General features: G+C 61.3%; 14 protein-coding genes. 6 read left to right on the plus strand and 8 right to left on the minus strand.

From position 1 onward, the window contains the following. Nucleotides 1-33: 33 nt before the first annotated feature. On the plus strand, nucleotides 34-1344 hold the full coding sequence (locus tag ACVWVY_RS34075; RefSeq protein WP_456630491.1) for an ABC transporter substrate-binding protein: 1311 nt from the start codon (nucleotides 34-36) through the stop codon (nucleotides 1342-1344). 160 nt (nucleotides 1345-1504) lie between these two features. Here ACVWVY_RS34075 and ACVWVY_RS34080 read toward each other — a convergent pair whose 3' ends face one another. From ACVWVY_RS34080 to xoxF5, 6 genes are all read right to left on the minus strand, one after another. Then, the gene (locus tag ACVWVY_RS34080; RefSeq protein WP_456630492.1) at nucleotides 1505-2674 is read right to left on the minus strand and encodes a Gfo/Idh/MocA family protein; all 1170 of its coding nucleotides are present in this window, start codon (nucleotides 2672-2674) and stop codon (nucleotides 1505-1507) included. 34 nt (nucleotides 2675-2708) lie between these two features. Further along, nucleotides 2709-3899 carry a fumarylacetoacetate hydrolase family protein gene (locus tag ACVWVY_RS34085; RefSeq protein WP_456630493.1) on the minus strand — a complete coding sequence of 397 codons (1191 nt, stop codon included), beginning with the start codon at nucleotides 3897-3899 and terminating at the stop codon, nucleotides 2709-2711. A gap of 463 nt (nucleotides 3900-4362) precedes the next feature. Then, a complete protein-coding gene (gene gfa / locus ACVWVY_RS34090) occupies nucleotides 4363-4932 on the minus strand; it encodes an S-(hydroxymethyl)glutathione synthase (protein WP_456630494.1) in 570 nt (189 codons plus the stop codon). 36 nt (nucleotides 4933-4968) lie between these two features. Beyond that, nucleotides 4969-6075: an S-(hydroxymethyl)glutathione dehydrogenase/class III alcohol dehydrogenase gene (locus tag ACVWVY_RS34095; RefSeq protein WP_456630495.1), complete on the minus strand. Its 1107-nt coding sequence runs from the start codon at nucleotides 6073-6075 to the stop codon at nucleotides 4969-4971. 70 nt (nucleotides 6076-6145) lie between these two features. Next, nucleotides 6146-6625 carry a c-type cytochrome, methanol metabolism-related gene (locus ACVWVY_RS34100; protein ID WP_456632378.1) on the minus strand — a complete coding sequence of 160 codons (480 nt, stop codon included), beginning with the start codon at nucleotides 6623-6625 and terminating at the stop codon, nucleotides 6146-6148. Between the two features lie 107 nt (nucleotides 6626-6732). Continuing rightward, nucleotides 6733-8538, minus strand: a complete 1806-nt coding sequence (xoxF5, locus tag ACVWVY_RS34105; RefSeq protein ID WP_456630496.1) for a lanthanide-dependent methanol dehydrogenase XoxF5 — start codon at nucleotides 8536-8538, stop codon at nucleotides 6733-6735. Nucleotides 8539-8950: 412 nt separating this feature from the next. On the opposite strand from xoxF5, the gene ACVWVY_RS34110 reads away from it, so the two are divergent. Then, a complete protein-coding gene (locus tag ACVWVY_RS34110) occupies nucleotides 8951-9919 on the plus strand; it encodes a helix-turn-helix domain-containing protein (protein ID WP_456630497.1) in 969 nt (322 codons plus the stop codon). Nucleotides 9920-9985: 66 nt separating this feature from the next. Here the strand turns inward: ACVWVY_RS34110 and ACVWVY_RS34115 are convergent, their stop codons facing one another. Both ACVWVY_RS34115 and ACVWVY_RS34120 read right to left on the minus strand, forming a co-directional pair. Next, nucleotides 9986-12430, minus strand: coding sequence for a TonB-dependent receptor (locus tag ACVWVY_RS34115; RefSeq protein WP_456630498.1), 2445 nt, complete (start codon nucleotides 12428-12430; stop codon nucleotides 9986-9988). Between the two features lie 127 nt (nucleotides 12431-12557). Beyond that, nucleotides 12558-13925 (minus strand): histidine kinase, encoded by a 1368-nt coding sequence (locus tag ACVWVY_RS34120; RefSeq protein WP_456630499.1) that lies wholly within the window; start codon nucleotides 13923-13925, stop codon nucleotides 12558-12560. A gap of 226 nt (nucleotides 13926-14151) precedes the next feature. Between ACVWVY_RS34120 and ACVWVY_RS34125 the strand changes: the two genes are divergently transcribed. The 4 genes from ACVWVY_RS34125 (at nucleotide 14152) to ACVWVY_RS34140 (ending at nucleotide 17933) form a co-directional block, all read left to right on the plus strand. Then, nucleotides 14152-14772 carry a response regulator transcription factor gene (locus ACVWVY_RS34125; RefSeq protein ID WP_456630500.1) on the plus strand — a complete coding sequence of 207 codons (621 nt, stop codon included), beginning with the start codon at nucleotides 14152-14154 and terminating at the stop codon, nucleotides 14770-14772. Between the two features lie 31 nt (nucleotides 14773-14803). Then, the gene (gene fghA / locus ACVWVY_RS34130; protein WP_456630501.1) at nucleotides 14804-15649 is read left to right on the plus strand and encodes an S-formylglutathione hydrolase; all 846 of its coding nucleotides are present in this window, start codon (nucleotides 14804-14806) and stop codon (nucleotides 15647-15649) included. A 113-nt stretch (nucleotides 15650-15762) separates the two neighbouring features. Then, entirely contained in the window at nucleotides 15763-16944 is a 1182-nt protein-coding gene (locus ACVWVY_RS34135) for an ABC transporter substrate-binding protein (RefSeq protein WP_456630502.1), read from the plus strand. Nucleotides 16945-16961: 17 nt separating this feature from the next. Next, entirely contained in the window at nucleotides 16962-17933 is a 972-nt protein-coding gene (locus tag ACVWVY_RS34140) for a YVTN family beta-propeller repeat protein (RefSeq protein ID WP_456630503.1), read from the plus strand. The last annotated feature ends 18 nt before the right edge of the window (nucleotides 17934-17951 follow it).

Below are 17951 nucleotides of genomic sequence, written 5' to 3' on the forward strand. Positions count from 1 at the left end.
CCGGCGATAACAATAATTCAGTGGGAGGATACGATGCCGACTTCACGCAGAACGCTGCTGAAGACTTCTGCGGCAGCCGCCGCCGCATTCAGCCTCGATTGGACACGCGCGCAAGCACAAGCCGAGACGGTGCGCATCGGCCTGATCTACGACTTGACGGGGCCGTTTGCTGCGGGCGGGTCGGTCGCCTCCTCGATCGGCGCGCAGATTGCCATCGATCTCGTCAACGAGAAGGGCGGCGTCGGCGGCAAGTACAAGGTCGCCTCTGTCGCCGCCGATTCCCAGAGCAAGCCCGACGTGGCGATCAATGAGGCCGTGCGCCTGATCGACCAGGAAAAGATCGATATCATCAACGGCGTTTATGCGAGCGCGCACGCGGTCCCGCTCGCAGCCAAGGTCGAGCAGCAGAAAAAGATCCTCTGGATTACGACCGCGGTTTCGACCGCCGTGTTCAAGGACAAGAACCTGCAATACGTCTTCCGCGCGCAGATCCATTCTGACCAGTACGGCCAGGCATTCGCGGGTTTCATCGCCGAACATGCCAAGGCGAAACTCGGGATGGAGCCCAAGGACGTCAAGATCGCGCTGATCCACGAGGATGGCCCCTATGGTGTCGGGGTCGCCGCCGCCGACGAGGCATATTCCAAGGAGGCCGGCCTCCAGATCGTGCTCAGGGAGGGCTATTCGGCGTCCGCCCCCGATCTCTCGGTGCTGGTGACCAAGCTCAAGCGAGCCCGGCCGGATGTCATCTCACATGCGGGATACAACCCTGATATCACCCTGTTCCTGCGCCAGGCGCGCGAGAGCGGCCTCAAGTTCAAGATGCTGTTCGGTGCCGGCGCGGGCTACAGCCAGCTCGACAAGTTGCGGGCGACGTTCGCCGCCGACATCGACAATTTCTGCAACATCGATCCGGTGCCCGCGCAACTGCTCGATCCTTCGAAACTCGCGCCCGGGATCGGCGATCTCACCAAGATCATGGTGGAGCGCTACAAGGCCAAGACCGGCGCGACCGACGTTCCGCCGCACTGCTCGATGGGCTTCAACCAGACCTGGATCCTGCTCAACAACGTGCTTCCCGTCGCCAAGGAGAAGTACGGCGGTTTCGATCCCGAGGCCATTCGCAAGGCGGCGCTCGACGTCGACATCCCGCCGGGCGGCACGATCCAGGGCTATGGCGTGAAATTCTATCGGCCCGGTACGCCGCTCTCCGGCCAGAACGAGCGTTCGACGCCGGTGGTGATGCAGAACGCGGGCGAGCACATCTCGGTGGTTTGGCCGACCAACATAAGGACGCAGGACCCGGTGTTCCCGCTGCCGAAATCATCGGTCTACGCGGTGTAGCGTTGTCGGGGCTTCATCCTTCGAGACGCGGCTGGCGCCGCTTCTCAGGATGAGGTCTTGCATCGCGCAATCTGCCAGATCCTCATGGTGAGGAGCGCGGCGACGCCGCGCGTCTCGAACCATGTGGCCCGGATGGGTGTTATTCAACAGTCACCCAACTTCACAGCAAAACGCGCCGCCCCTCTTCGGCGGCCCAATAGCCGGCGTAGTTGACCTTGATGGTCTCATAGGCCAGCGCCAGGTCCGAGAGCGGCTGCCGGCCGGTGGCGACGCATTCCATGAAGTCCTGGATTTCCTGCACGTAGCCGCGCGTCCATTCCTCTTCGATGCAGACATATTGCCAGCCGGTCTTCCGGTCGACCTTTTCGGTGATGTAGACGCCTGCCAGCTTCTCCTCGCTGGTCTGATAGCTCATCATGTGCGTATTCGGCGTGATGTTGGCGAATAGCGAGCCGCTGCTGGTATAGGTTTCGATCAGGTTGCGCACGCCGCCGAGGATCATGTCGCCGGAAAAAACCGTGGCCTTGGTACCGTCGGAGAAAGTGGCCGTGAGCATGCCCCAATCCTCGACGTCGACGGGATTGGCCTTGAGCACGGCCCGTTCGTCCGGACCCAGGCACGCCGTGACATTGGCGACGTCGCACGTCACGCTTGCCACGCTGATCGCCTCGCCCCGGGCCTTCGCCTCGACCTGCTTGAGATAGAGCACCGCCGAAAGCGGATGGCATCCCATCCGGATCAGCGAGCCGCCGCCGGTCATCGCCCATTGCGCGGCGTGCGCAGCATGCGAGCCGGAGTGGCTCTCCTCCCCCTTCATGAACAGGATTTTGTCTTTCGTGGCCTTGAGGATCTCGACGGTCTTGGTCACCGCCGGCGCGTAGATCCAGTCCTCGGCATACATGAAGAGCCGGCCCGTCCGGTTGATCGCCGTGCGGGTATTTTCCATTTCCTCCAGCACGCGCGCATACATCGACGCCTTCGGCACATGCTTGCCGATCGGCGCCTTGTCGCCGTCCCGGCCGAAATAGCCGGCGAACGGCTTTTCGCAGATGACGTGCTTGCCGGCCTGCATCGCCTCGACGATCATTGAAGTGTGCAAATTGGGCGGCGTGCAGATGTCGACGACATCGATATCTCCGTCGGCGATCAGGTCGCGAAAGCTGCGATACGCCGTCGGGATCTGGTGGCGGCGGGCAAACTCGACGACATGATCGCCTCTTGCCGCAACGGCCCTGACTTCGACATCCACGCCGTAGACACGCCGGTAGGCATGCATATGCAGCTCGGACACAAAGCCGCAGCCGGCCAGACCGATCCTGATTTTCGCCATTTCGGAAGTGCTTTCTGGTTGTCGCGGCTCGAGGCTAATTGTCGCTTCGGCCGCCCCCCCGGCGGCGCATCAACGCGGCGAAGAGTTCGGTCAGGCCGAATTTCCAGGGTTCGCAATCGCCGCTATGGCGCATCCGGTTGGTCAGCCGGCCGAGTTTCGGGGTGGCGACCGTCACCAGATCGCCCTCCATGTGGGTGAACCCCTGCCCCTTCGCGGAACGGTCCTGGGTCGGCGCGAACATGGTGCCCAGGAACAACACGAAACCATCAGGGTATTGATGGTTCTCATTGATCGTCTGCCCGACGATGTCAGCGGGGTCCCGGCTGATCTGGGTCAGCGAGGAAGCGCCATGCAGGACAAAACCCTCCGGCCCCTTCACCTCCAGTGAGATATCCATCTTCCTGACGTCATCGAGCGTGAAGCTTTCATCGAAGAACCGCACGAACGGCCCGATGGCGCAGGACGCGTTGTTGTCCTTGGCCTTCGACAAAAGCAGCGCCGAGCGTCCCTCGAAGTCGCGCAGATTGACATCGTTGCCAAGCGTGGCACCTACGATACGGCCATCGCGCGTCACCACCAGCACCACCTCCGGCTCCGGATTGTTCCAGGTCGATTTCGGATGCAGGCCCGCATCGACGCAGGTGCCCACCGCCGACAGGACCGGAGCCTTGGTAAACACCTCCGCGTCCGGTCCGATGCCGACTTCGAGATACTGGCTCCAGGCATTCTGGGAAACCAGTACGTCCTTCACATGCTGCGCTTCGGCCGAGCCCGGCTTCAACCGCGACAGGTCGGTGCCGACGATCCGTATCACTTCGGCCCGGATCGCCTCCGCCGAATCCGGATTGCCGCGCGCGCGCTCCTCGATCACCCGTTCCAGCATCGATACGGCGAACGTGACGCCGGCAGCCTTGATTACCTGCAGATCGATCGGAGCAAGCAGCCATGGCCTGGTCGGATCGCGGGTGTCGGGCGGCGTGTTGTTGAGCAGATCCTGCAGCGTCCCTACCCGCTCGCCACGCGCGGCGCGCAGCGCCCGAGCCGGATCGGCGGCGGCGGCAAGCTGGCTGGCGGTGGGAAATTCGTCGGTGACGTCGAACACGCCATCCTGGCGGATCGCGACCACCGACGGACCAGCAAGATCGGGACGCCAGATCCGCCCCATCAGGGCGGCGCCGGCGAAATCGTCAGGTAGAATGAATGCGGCATCTGTGGCGATCGGCATCGTGGGAATCCTTGCGAGGTCACGTCTGTGCGGTCAGGTCAGTATCGTCCATAGAAGGGAACCGCGCGATGGGTCAACACCTTCGAAAGACATCCGCCTTCAGCATTGCGGCTGCCACGACAGAGTTCATCGCGCCGCAACATACAAAATCAGACGATCGGTCAAGTGCAGCCGATGGTGCACGCGCCGCAACCTGCCATGGACGGCATGGCGATTGAGCAAAGACCTCGCAGGGCTTCGATACAGGGAATTGTGAACGGGGCCGGTCGCTCCGGAGAGCCGCCGGCTCGGGATGGTTACATCACCTCCGATAGCCGGCAGGCTGCTTCACCCACCGGCATCAATGAGGGAATTGCACGACCTCGGGGCGCTCTCGGCGCGCAGCTGCGCTGATGGCGATCGCCATCAGCGCGGGTTCGAAATCGGGCAGGATCAGGCCGGTACCCGTTTCAGGCCGCCTTGTTCAAGCCGCTTTGGCCTTGGCCTTGGCCACGTGGCTCGAGATCGCATCCATCAAGGGTGGCGACAGGCAATCATAGGGTTCGAGCCCGAGTTCCTTCAGCCGAGCCCTGATTCCGTCCATCTCGCCCGGTTGAACCCCGGACTCCAGCACGGACGACACGAACGCGGCAAACCCCGGAGCTGCTGATCCAGCTTCCTGGAACAGTTCGGGATGGATGAAGTCGAGGCCGTAGAATGGATGCCCCGTGTTCTCGATCCGGCCGTACATATGCGTACCGCAGGCCTTGCAGGCATGGCGCTGGATCGTCGCCGATGCGTCGACGACCTGCAGCTTGTCGCCGTTCTCGAGCACTTTCACATTGTCGCGCGGGACCACGGCGACGACGGAGAAGGTCGCGCCAGAGGGCTTCCAGCACTTGGTGCAGCCGCAGGCGTGGTTATGGGCAACATCGCCCTTGATGGCGACCTTGACCGGCCTGTCCGTGCACTTGCAGACAAGGGTTCCGCCGGCAAAACTGCCGCTCCCCTTCTTTACGCCGCTATCGACCGATGGATGGATTTGAGCAGGCATGGGCTTATCCTCCTTGTGTTTTAAGTTTCTCTAATTTCAGAACACGACAACCGAACGGATCGACTTGCCTTGATGCATGAGATCGAATCCCTGGTTGATCTCCTCCAGCTTGAGAACGTGGGTGATCATCGGATCGATTTCGATCTTTCCGTTCATGTACCAGTCGACGATTTTCGGCACATCCGTGCGGCCGCGCGCGCCGCCAAATGCCGTGCCCTTCCAGACGCGGCCGGTCACGAGCTGGAACGGCCGGGTGGCGATTTCCTTGCCGGACTCCGCGACCCCGATAATGACCGAGACGCCCCAGCCGCGGTGGCACGCTTCGAGCGCCTGCCGCATCACATTGGTGTTGCCGGTGCAGTCGAAGGTGTAGTCGGCGCCGCCGTCGGTGAGCCCGACCAGATGCTGGACGATGTCGCTGACTTTGGTCGGGTTGACGAAATGCGTCATGCCGAAACGGCGGCCCCAATCCTCCTTGGAATCGTTGATGTCAACGCCGACGATCTTGTCGGCGCCCACCATCTTCGCGCCCTGGATGACGTTGAGCCCGATGCCGCCGAGACCGAACACGACGACGTTGGCACCCGGTGTCACCTTGGCGGTATTGACCACCGCGCCAACGCCCGTCGTCACCCCGCAACCGATGTAGCAGCTCTTGTCGAAGGGCGCGTCCTCGCGAATCTTTGCCACTGCGATTTCAGGCAGCACGGTAAAGTTCGAAAACGTCGAGCAGCCCATGTAGTGGAAGATCGGCTTGCCTTTATGGCTGAAGCGCGAGGTGCCGTCGGGCATCAGCCCCTTGCCCTGGGTGGCGCGGATGGCGGTGCAGAGATTCGTCTTCTGGCTCAGGCAGCTTTTGCACTGGCGGCATTCCGGCGTGTAGAGCGGAATCACGTGATCGCCGGCCTTGACCGAGGTCACGCCGGGACCGACCTCGCGGACGATGCCGGCGCCCTCATGACCGAGGATCGACGGAAAGATGCCTTCGCTGTCGAAGCCATCGAGCGTGTAGGCGTCGGTGTGACAGATTCCGGTCGCCTTTATCTCGACGAGGACTTCACCGGCCTTCGGGCCTTCCAGATCGACCTCAACGATTTCAAGAGGCTTCTTGGCCTCGAATGCGACAGCGGCGCGGGTCTTCATCTTAAACTCCAAATTTGCTCTTCAAGTCGCGCGGACCTACCGAGACGCGCACCTCGCATGCTCAGCATGATCATTTGGTCCCCATGCAGGCTGCCTCCGCCTGAGTGTAGGCGTCGGGTTTTTCCTCACGCTTGGGAGGTCGCACGCGCCCGACCGCGTCATGCGCGCGGGCGCGCAGATAGACGTAGAGGTCGTCCATGTAGCAAGCGACATTCGGATTATCGCCGAACGCCGGCATGACGCTCTCTTGCGCGGTATTGACGTTCTTGCGACCACTGGCGACCACGCCGAGGAAATCGCCGTAGCTCATGGTCTTCAGCGAATCCTTCAATGCCGGCGCGTAGGTCGACCCCATCCCATCGGGGCCATGACAGACGTGGCATTCCGAGTGATAGCGACGAAAGCCGGAATAGCTGTACCAATCGACCGTCCCGTCGGCCGCGACGTTGAAAGTCGGGTTTCCTTCCTTGTCGAGATACTTGCCATCCTCCGACTTGACAGCCTTGGGATCGTCAGCAGCGTGGGCAACCAATCCCGGCGCCACAAGCACGAGAGTGGCGGTAATCAACCATATTCTACGCAAGAGCTCATCCTCGAGTTCGGTCTAGATCAACCGGCGCGTGGAACGAGCCACGCGCCGGACGAGGTGGTCCTGCTTTACTGCGGCAGCGCGAACACCGTAAGCGTGCCGCCGAGCGCGGTGTAGTTGCTCAGCGCGGCATAGCCACCGACTGCGCCGAGACCTTCGGTCGGTTCGGTCAGACCTGCGGCAAGGCCGATACCCGCCCAGCCACCGACGCCGGACAGCACGGCCACATACTGCCTGCCGCCTTGCTCATAAGTCGTGACGTTGCCGATGATGCCTGACGGGGTCTTGAACTTGTAAAGTTCCTTGCCGGTCTTGGCATCGACTGCCTTCAGATAGCCTTCGAGCGTTCCGTAGAACACCACGCCGCCGGCCGTCGCGAGCGCTCCCGACCACACCGAGAACTGCTCCTTGTTCGACCAGACGATCTTGCCCGTCTTGTTGTCCCAGGCGATGAAGTTGCCCATGTGGCTTTCACCCTGGGGCGGATACATCGAGAGCGTCGCGCCGACATAGGGCTGGCCCGCGGTGTAGCTCACCTTGAACGGTTCGTAATCCATGCAGACGTGGTTGGTCGGCACGTAGAACAGTTGCGTATCGGGCGAATAGGCTGCCGGCTGCTCGTCCTTGGTCCCGAGCGCGGCCGGGCAGATGCCCTTGGTGTTTTTGTCTTCGCCGCCCTTTTCGGTCGAATATTGATCGACCACCTTGGGACGGCCGTAGGTCGGCGAGCTCTTGTTCATGTCGACGCCGCTGGTCCAGTTGACCTTCGGATCGTACTTCTCGGCGACCAGGAGTTCGCCGGTTGCACGGTCCATCGTGTAAGCCAAACCGTTGCGGTCGAAATGGGTCAACAGCTTGCGATCCGTGCCATTGACCTGCTGATCACTGAGGATCATTTCGTTGACGCCGTCATAATCCCATTCGTCGTGGGGCGTCATCTGATAGACCCACTTGGCCATGCCGGTATCCGCATTACGCGCCCAGATGGTCATCGACCACTTGTTGTCGCCGGGGCGCTGCTTCGGGTTCCAGGTCGAGGGGTTGCCGGAGCCGTAGTAGACGAGGTTCAAACTGGGATCATAGGAGATCCAGCCCCATGTGCAGCCGCCACCAATCTTCCACTGGTCGCCCTGCCAGGTCTTGACGCTCGAATCCTTGCCGACCGGCTTACCGTGTTCGGTGGTGCTGACGGGATCGACCAAGATCTGGTCGTCCGGCCCTTCCGAGAAGGCGCGCCAGGCCTGCTTGCCGGTCTTGAGATCATAGGCCGTGACGTGACATTGCACGCCGAACTCACCGCCGGAAATGCCGATCAGGACCTTGTCCTTGACCACGAGCGGCGCGGAGGTGCCCGTGGCGCCCTTGCCCGGATCTCCGTTCTTGGTGCTCCACGCCACCTGCCCGGTCTTGGCATCGAGCGCGACCAGGGTGGTATCGGCCTGATGCAGGAAGATCTTGCCGTCGCCATAGGCCACGCCGCGATTGACGGTGTCGCAGCACATCACCGGAATGACGTTCGGATCCTGCTTGGGCTCGTACTTCCAGACGATCTTGTTCTCCTGAGAAAGGTCAAGAGCGTAGACCTTGTTCGGGAACGGCGTATGGACGTACATCATGTTGCCGACAATGAGCGGCCCGCCTTCGTGGCCGCGCAGCACGCCGGTCGAGAAGGTCCAGGCGACCTGAATCTTGCCGACATTGGCGGCGGTGATCTGGTTCAGTTTCGAGTAGCGTGTATTTGCGTAGTCGCCGGCCGGCATCACCCAATCTTTCGGGTTCTGCGCCATCTTGCTTAGCTCTTCGTTGGCATAGGCTGCGCCGACGGCGAATGTCGCCATGGCGCCGAGACAGGCAGCGGATAGCACCTTGCGCATAGTGGTTCCTCCCAGATTAAGAGTTTTGGGTTTCCGCCGAGACGGCCCATTTTCCATTCTTGGTCCCTATTTCTATCCCGTTCGGAAACGGGAAACTTGCCCAAGAGCGAACCGCGTTTGCTCAAAAGCGAAACACAATGAACTTTAATTTTGAGCCGTTGGGAGCCGTCCTCGAATGCTGCGAAGCATCAATCGTGGGCTTGTTCCCACAAGCACCCGCGAGCCCCGAGGTTTAGGTTCCCCTTGACGCAGCCGAAACTAAGTTGGAGGATTGTCAAAGGGATATTGGGAAGAATCTGCGCGACTTCCTTTGGGATTTCCCTGGGACTGCCTAAGGTTGAATCAAATGTAGCGTCCTGTGACCGAAGCTTATGCCGAGGTCGCGGCCTGTTCTCGAATCGGTGGTTGGACCATGTCCGATACAGTCCGCTCGCTCAGCACTTCCGGGTTGGCGCCAAAGAAGCAGATCCAAACTTGGTCAGATGCACTGACGGATCTCTGCGGCCAGTTCGATATCGACCCGCTGGAAGCCTCTTCGCTGGAGGCGCGGATAAACTACACGACCGTCTCGCAGCTGAAGCTGTGTCAAATCGAGGCGAGCCAGCATCGCATCGCTCACACGGTCTCCGGCACAAAACTGAGCGAACATCCTTACGTCAAGATTTTGTTCCAGACTTACGGCATCTCCCATTTCGAGCAGGGCGGCCGGCGCATCGACATCATGCCCGGCGATTGCCTCGCGTATGACGTCTCCTGTCCGCATACGATCGTCAGCCCTTCTTTAACACGGCACGAGGTCGTGATCGTGCCGAAGGAATTGCTGCACGAACGCGGCTTCCGCACGGCGAAGATGTTGCCGTGCAAGCTCTCCGCGCGTAACGGCACCGGCCGGATCGCCTACGACTTCGTTCACACCGCGTTTGACGAGGCGAACAAGCTGTCGCCCTACAACGCCATCGGCGTCGCTGATTCGCTGATCGATCTCTTGCTGTTGCCGCTGCGCGAGGCCGACACGATGTTCGATCGCGTCGGTCCCGAGGCGATGTACATTCGGGCCCAGGCTTTCATTCGCGAACATTTGCGCGACCCGGATCTCAGCATCGACCAGATCTCGGCGGCCTTGGGCTGCACCAAGCGCTACCTGCACATGCTGTTCAGCGACAAGGGCATGACCGTCAGCGATTACATCTGGCGGGCGAGACTGCTGCACTGCCGGCAGGAGCTGGAAACGCAGCACGGCAAGACAATCACGGATGTCGCGTTTTCGTGGGGCTTTTCGAGCTCGTCGCATTTCAGCCGCGTGTTCCGGAAGCATTTCGGGTTCGTTCCCTCCGCCATCCACAAGGCGCACTGCGCCGATCCGTTGCCGGATGCTTCCTGACGGACGAGGGCGTCCGGCAAGCTTCTGCCGCGCATTGCCAGACACTCCCCCGCGTTAAATCCGAGCTTAAAAGGTGGCTTTCAAGCCCGCGTAGAAGGCGCGCGGCCGAGCCGGGCTGACCGTGCGAGGATCGGTGAAGTCCGCGCCGCCATTGGCGAAATTCGGTACGTCCCCGGTATTGAAGAACGTCCCGTGGGTCGCATAGCGGTTGTCGAGGATATTATCGACGCGGCCGTAGATCTGATACGTCTTGTTGATCTGATACGAGGCGTGCAGGTTGAAAACCGAATACCCGGGCAACCTCGCTGCCTGATTGGATTCATCGCCGGCAAAATACTGGCTTGCGACGAACAGCGCGTCGCCGCCGACTTTGAAGGCATCGGTGACGGAGTAATCGATACCGAATTTAACCCGGTTGCGCGGGATCGCCGGAATCCGGTTGCCCGGCACGACCTGGATCTTGTCTTCGACCGCGAACGGACTGCGAGAGTCGAGCGTCAAGGGATCGAGGAAGCGCGCGTCGACGAGAGCCCAGTTGGCGTAGAGTTGCAGCGTCTTCGATGTCAGGCTCACCTGTGCCTCGATGCCCTGCCGCCGCGTTCTGCCGACGTTCTGGAAATATCCGAAACCCTGCACCTCTGGACTTGGTATCGCCTGGATGTCATCGGCGTTGGTCGCGCGGAACCCGCCGATCTTCCAGCCAAGCGTGCCGATATTCAGCTCCTTGGTGCCGCGGAAGCCCGCTTCGACGGTGCGGGACACCACCTGCTTCAGCGGCGGGTCGGCGACGAGGAATGCCGCGACGATACAGGGGCGCGCAGGGTCGGCGCATGCGAGCTCCAGCGGGGTCGGCGCACGATTGGCTTCTGAGTATCCGGCATAAGCCGTCACTTCAGGCGTAACCTTGTAAGTACCGCCAATCATCGGATTGAAGCGGCTGAACGTATGACTGCCGTTGAGATCGGTACCGATCTGGTCTTGCAGGTTGATGCTTGCATAGTTGAACCGGCCGCCACCCGAGATTGAGAAGCGGTCCGTCACGTCGAATGTGTCGAGCGCATAGAGGCCGGTGTAGCGGTTGGTGGCGCGAAGCGAGACCGGGCCGATTGAAATCGGGATACCTGACGGTCCAAGGAAGATGCCGCTGCCGCTGACAACGTAATTTGAGCCGATCGTTCCCAGCTCCCCGCTCGCCCCGAAGCGGGTGACGCCGGAATCGACGCTGGTACCGACCATGAACTGGTTGTTGTGCCCGAACAACTGGTCGGTGTTGGTTGCCTGCAGCGTCGCCCCGGTCGTGGTCGAACGGGTGGTTGTCCGATCGATCTCGCCCAGCACCGCGCCGGTGGGGAACGGGTTTGCAAGCTGGACTCCATTCAACCCGTTCGCCGGCGCTCCCGGCGTGGTCTCTTCGTTGAAGCAAAGCAGCGTCGCATCGCCGTCGCACGGCGCCGCTTCGGTCGGGTTTCCATCCACCGTCTTCTGCCGGAAGGCACGAACGCGCACAGAACCGTCGAGCGTCCAGGTCGGCGTCACCTCGACCTTTCCGGTCAGATTGGCATAGGCCACGCGGTTGTCGGTGGTCTGCGGCGTCGTGTAGGTGGCCCCCCAATACTTCTGGAGCAGTTCGACCGGAACGGCTGCCGACGCGCCAAAATTGTTCTTGGCGACGCCGACGTTGAGGTGGAATTCACTGCTATCGGTCCGGTACCCGACATCACCGTAGAAGCGTCGGATCGCCGATTCCGAAAAATTGCGATATCCGTTGTCGCGCACGCCTTCGAGCGCACCGTAGACCGACCAATTGTCGATCTGCTTGCCATATTGTGCCGAACTCTGGATGCGACCGAACGAACCGCCCATCGTGTTGATTTCGGCTCCTTGATAATTGAAGCCATTCTTCATCTGCACGTTGGCGGCTCCACCCAGTGCATTGAGACCGAAGGCGGGGTTGTTGGTTACGACTGTGACCGACTTGATCGCAGTGGTCGGGATCAAATCCCAGTTGACGGTGTCGCCGAACGCTTCGTTGATGCGCATGCCGTTCTGGTAAACCGCCAGTCCCTGAGGAGTACCGGCGACCGGAGACGAATCAAAACCTCGAAACTGTATGCCCGGCATAAATGGATTTCCGGTAGTGTCGCTGACGATGAGGCCCGGCACGTGTTGCTGCAGGGCGTCGGTAATGTTCAGCGAGTCGGTTCGCGCAATCTGCGCGGCACCAACGGCATTGATCGCTGCCGGCACCTTGTCGACATCAATTCCCGTACCGGCGACCGGTGTCGGCGCGGTCGGGTAGACAAAAACCCGTCGCACATTTCGGGTGGCTCGAGATGCGGCGGTGCTGCCGCGTGCTGGTCGGGCCGTTGTTTTGGCTGACGTCGCTGGAGCCGTTACCTCGATGGCCGGCAAGACCTCGCTATCGCTTGACGCCGTTTGGGCCTGGGCACTGTCACTCCCGGGAACGAGACATAGCGATAGTGTCCCAATAAACAGGAATCGAGCGCCCATTCCGTTTCATCCCCCATTCCATACCGGCCGCATTGGTCCCCGCCGGTTGGTTGCGGATGATCTTAGAATGTCAATCAGATCGCGCACCATTCAAAACGTCCCGGACAGAGCGGGAAAAATTCCCGGCTCAGTAACGCGCGTCGCTCGGAACGACGGCCTCCACAGTTACGCCATTATCTCCGGAAGCAATCGTGAGCGAGCCACCCAGCGCCAAAATGCGCTCGCGCATTCCCGTGAGTCCGAGGCCAAGCTTGTGATCCGGTCTCAATCCGCCGCCATTGTCGCGTACCCGCACCAATGCGCCGCCTCGTCCTGGCAATCCCGACGGCAGCTCGACAGGTTCAACGGTGACGTTGACACAGGTGGCGCCAGCGTGGCGAAAGACATTGGTCAGAGCTTCCTGAATGGTGCGGTAGATCGTCAAATCGGCTGTCTCGCCGGTGTCGCCCAGCGACTGCGAGATCGCTGTTTCGATGGCGACGTCGGGATGCGACTCCCCCCATAGACGCAGGAGCGCGCCAAGCGCTTCGCGAAGACCGAGCTCCGTCAGCCCCGCAGGCCGCAGCTTTTCAAGAACCCGCCGATTGGATTTCTGCAAGGCATTTACCTGTTCCAGTATGGCGCTGCCGTGCTTTCGCGTGGCCTCCACGTTCGGATCCCTCGGATCTGCGATCCGCGTCAGCGCGCTGGCATGCGCTCGCAAAGCAAAGAGATAGGGCCCAAACTCATCGTGCAACTCACGTGCAATTTCCTTGCGCTCGACATCCTGCAGCGAGACGACGCGCGCCGCCAGACGCCTCTTGTCGTCAACCGCGTTGCCCAGGGTGGCCGCAAGGTGATTCAACTTGTCGCAAATGGCAACGAGCTCCGGTGGGCCATCCGGCTTCACGCGCGTGTCATAACCACCAGCTTCGATTTTCGTCATTGCTTCCGAAAGCGTCTGGATCGGCGCAAGCGCCCGGCTCACGACCCTGATCGTAATGAGGAAGAGAACGATCGCAACCACCGTACCGACCTGGAGCTGAGTGACAATTCCATCCCAGATCTCGGTCATCTCGTCGTTCGGATGCGACGTGATCAGCAGCGAACCCTGCTTTCCCTTGATCGAGATCGGCACGTTCACGGTGGTCTTTTCGGGGTGGACAAGCCTGACAAACCACGCCGGCGGCGAGCGTGAATCGGTATTGTCGTCCGGATTGGCTACAGCCCCCGATCTCTCGACCGCTTCACCCTGCCGCGTGATACTGACGTGCCGAAGCCGGTTGAGGTCGTGAACAATCTGGTTCAGCCGCACTTCCGCGTCCGGCGCCTCATTCAGTCCCGCAACGATCGTATCGATAAACTCACGCGCCAGCCGTATGACGCTTTGATCTTCGGCCTGGACGCGAGGCCCGGCCTCGAGCACAAGCCTCGCGACATTGATGGCCAGACCGAGCGTGAGGACGAGCGCGAGCAGCAAGTTGATCCGGGCGCGCAAGGAAAGTTTTTGCCACATAGCCTTTGTCCAGGAGAGAACTCACGTTTGTCTAGGAGCGAAATCGTCTTCAGTTCCCCATCGAGGGAGCGTTGACAGATAAAACAGGCGTCTATCTAATCGAACCGTATAGCAACATTGCCCGGGTTGCATGACCATCGACGGCAGGTATCGCCCCGAAGTCTGCGCCGGTGTTTCGCCTGATGCGGTGCAACGGGAGTGACGCGGGTATTCGGGACCAGTGCCAATGCGCGTTCTGATCGTTGATGATCATCGAATCGTTGCTTCGGGGTGCCGTGCCCTGTTCGCGGACGATCCCGAGATCGACATACTGGAGGCCTCCGACGCGGAGAGTGGCGAGCGCGTGTTCGGCGAACGGCATCCGGATATCTGTGTACTCGACATTAACCTTCCGACGGTTTCCGGATATGAACTGGCACGGCGTCTCCTCGCGCGCGACGCGGCGGCGCGTATCATTATGTTCAGCATGAACGATGATCCGGTATTCGCCGCGCGTGCCATCGAAACCGGCGCCAAGGGTTATGTTTCCAAAGCCGGGGATCCCGAGGATCTTGTCGAGGCGATCCATGAAGTTGCAAAGGGTGGAGTGTATCTGCCGCCGGCGATGGCGCGAAGCATTGCATTCGCGAGACCCTCGTTCGCCCGAAATCCGCTTTCCCGACTAACCGCGCGCGAGATGGAGATCTTGCGCCTGCTCAGTGCAGGCAAGAGCCTCTCCGAGATCGCGTGGCTGGTCCACTCCTCCTACAAAACCGTCGCCAACACCTCGTCGATCATGCGCCACAAGCTTGGCGTACGCACGTCCGCCGAACTGGTGCGATTCGCAATAGAGAGCGGCGTGGCGTGATCGTGCTGCGCGGCGCAGGACAAGCAACATCATGACCATGCAAACCGTTTCGCTTAACACGTCATACGGCGGAACGCAGGGTGTCTATCGACACGCCAGCCGCGAGACCCGCACCGACATGACCTTCTCGGTCTTTGTCCCTCCGCACGCCGACGGCGCCAGGCTTCCGGTGGTCTGGTATCTCTCCGGCCTGACCTGCACCCACGCCAACGTGACGGAAAAGGGCGAATTCCGCAGCGCGTGCGCCGCACTTGGATTGATCTTTGTTGCGCCCGACACCAGCCCGCGCGGTGACGGCGTGCCCGGCGATCCCACCAATGCCTACGACTTCGGACTTGGCGCCGGCTTCTATGTCGACGCGACACAGGAGCCGTTCGCCCGCAATTACCGCATGTGGAGCTATGTCACGGAAGAATTGCCGAAACTGGTCGCCGAGAATTTTCCCGTCGACCCCAGTCGACAATCCATTCTTGGTCACTCCATGGGCGGTCACGGCGCGCTGACGATCGCGCTGCGCCATCCTGATCGCTATCGCGCCGCGAGCGCGTTCTCGCCGATTGTCGCCCCCTCGCAGGTGCCATGGGGTATCAAGGCTCTCGGCGGCTATCTCGGCAACGAGCGGCAAGCATGGCGCAAGCACGATGCGGTGGCGTTGATCGAGGACGGTGCCAAAGTGTCCGAACTGCTGGTCGATTACGGTGATGCCGATCCGTTTCTAACCGAGCAGCTCCGCCCGGAGCTGCTGCAGGCCGCGTGCGAGAAAGCCTGGATCCCCCTCACCTTGCGCCGGCAGCCCGGCTATGACCACAGCTACTATTTTATCTCCACGTTCATGTCCGATCATCTGCGCTGGCACGCGGAGCGTCTGAAGGCTTGAAACGGCGTGGAGCCGTCCCACAGAGAATTGGGTTGCAAGCCAAAACAATTCGGTCATGGTTCAGGTCAAACGGTCCGCCATACGGCCAAGAGAGGACCTGTCAGGGAGAACCCATGTTCCGATGGTTGGTCGTTGCGATCGGCTTGAGCGCCGCGGCCAGCCCCGTGTTCGCTGCCGACCCGATCGAGATCGGCATCGGCTATCTCGGTCGCGCCGGCGTCAAGGCCAAATTGTCACTTCTCGAAGTGCCGGCGGAGAACGACGGCCTTGCCGGCGTGCGCCTTGCCATCGAGGACAACAACACCACGGGCAAGTTCCTCAATCAACGTTTCACGCTGGAGGAAGTCCGGCTGAAGGACGGTGAGGATGTCGCGAAGGCCGCGTCAGCACTCGCCGAGCGCACCGGCTTCATCATCGCCGACCTTCCGGCGGACGAGTTGCTGAAGGCGGCCGACGCGCTTCGCGATCGCGGCACGCTGCTGTTGAATGCCGGCGCCCTCGACGACCGGTTGCGCGAGCAGGACTGCCGCGCCAATGTGATCCATGTCGCGCCGACGCGCTCGATGCTGGCGGATGCGCTCGCCCAGTATCTGGTGTGGAAGCAATGGAAGCGCTGGCTGTTCGTCGTCGGTTCGCATGACGAGGACAGGCTGTACGCCGACGCCTTGCGCCGTGCAGCGACACGCTTCGGCGCCAAGATCGTTCAGGAACGAACCTTCGAGGATACCGGCGGCGCCCGCCGTACCGATAGCGGCGTAACCTTGATCCAGCGGCAAATACCGGTATTCACCCAGCAGGCGCCGGCCTACGACGTCCTCGTCGCAGCCGACGAAAGCGAGGTGTTCGCGTCCTACCTGCCCTACCGCACCTGGGATCCGCGGCCGGTTGCCGGCTCGGCGGGGCTGGTTCCGACCAGTTGGCACGCCGCGCAGGACCAGTGGGGCGCGATCCAGATCCAGAACCGGTTTGCGAAACTGAATTCGCGACACATGACGGCGCTGGACATGCAGGCATGGACGGCAGCACGCATGATCGGCGAAGCGGCGTCGCGCACGAATTCCGGTAACCCAAAGGCGGTATCGGATTTCCTCAGGGGGCCCGATTTTTCCATTGCGGCGTTCAAGGGCCGGCGGCTGACGCTGCGGGACTGGAACCTGCAGCTTCGTCAGCCGATCCTGCTGGTCGATGGACGCATGGTGGTCTCGGTTTCGCCGCAGGAGGGATTTTTGCACCAGGTGTCCGAGCTCGATACGCTTGGCGTCGATCGGCCCGAAACCAAATGCAAGCTGCAATGAAGGAGGATGGATTGCGCATGTGGCGTCATTGCCTGGCTTCCGGAGTGGCTTTCCTGCTCGCGACCGCGGTCCCCGCCTCGGCCTTCATCGCTTATGTGTCCAACGAGAAGAGCAACACCGTAACCGTCATCGATACGAACAGCTGGACTGTCACCAAGACCATCAAGGTCGGCCAGCGGCCGCGCGGCATCGAGTTCACGAGGGATGGAAAATTCGTGTTCGTCGCCGTCGGCGATGACGACAGCATCCAGGTGATCGATGTTGCGAAACAGGAGGTGGTCGATTCCCTGCCCTCGGGGCCGGATCCCGAACTGTTCGCCCTCGATGCGGCCGGCAAGATCCTCTACGTCGCCAACGAAAACGACAACACGGTGACGATCATCGACGTCGAAAAGCGCGCCCGCCTCGGCGACATCCAGGTCGGCGTCGAGCCAGAGGGCATGGCGATCAGCCCGGACGGCAAGATCCTGATCAATACTTCCGAGACGACCAACATGGCGCATTTCATCGACACCACGACGCGCCAGATCGTCGCCAACGTTTTGGTCGACGCGCGCCCGCGCTTCGCCGAGTTCAAGCGGGACAATTCCGAAGTGTGGGTGTCGTCGGAGATCGGCGGCACCGTTTCGGTGATCGATCCGGTCAAGCGGGTGGTGACCGACAAGATTACATTCAACATTCCAGGCTTGCGGAGCGAAGCCATCCAGCCGGTCGGCATCAGCATGACCAAGGATGGCAAGACCGCTTTCATCGCACTCGGCCCTGCCAATCGCGTCGCGGTCGTCGATGCCACCAGCCACAAGGTCACCAAGTATCTGCTGGTGGGGCAGCGGGTGTGGCACCTGGCATTCACCCCGGATGAGAAATATCTGATGGTTACCAACGGCGTTTCGAACGACGTCTCGGTGATCGACGTCGCCGCGCAAAAGGTCATCAAGACGATCCAGGTCGGCGAGCTGCCCTGGGGGATCACGATTGCACAACCATGACGGCTGCTGACGCACTTT

The sequence above is a fragment of the Bradyrhizobium sp. URHC0002 genome, from assembly GCF_054059515.1.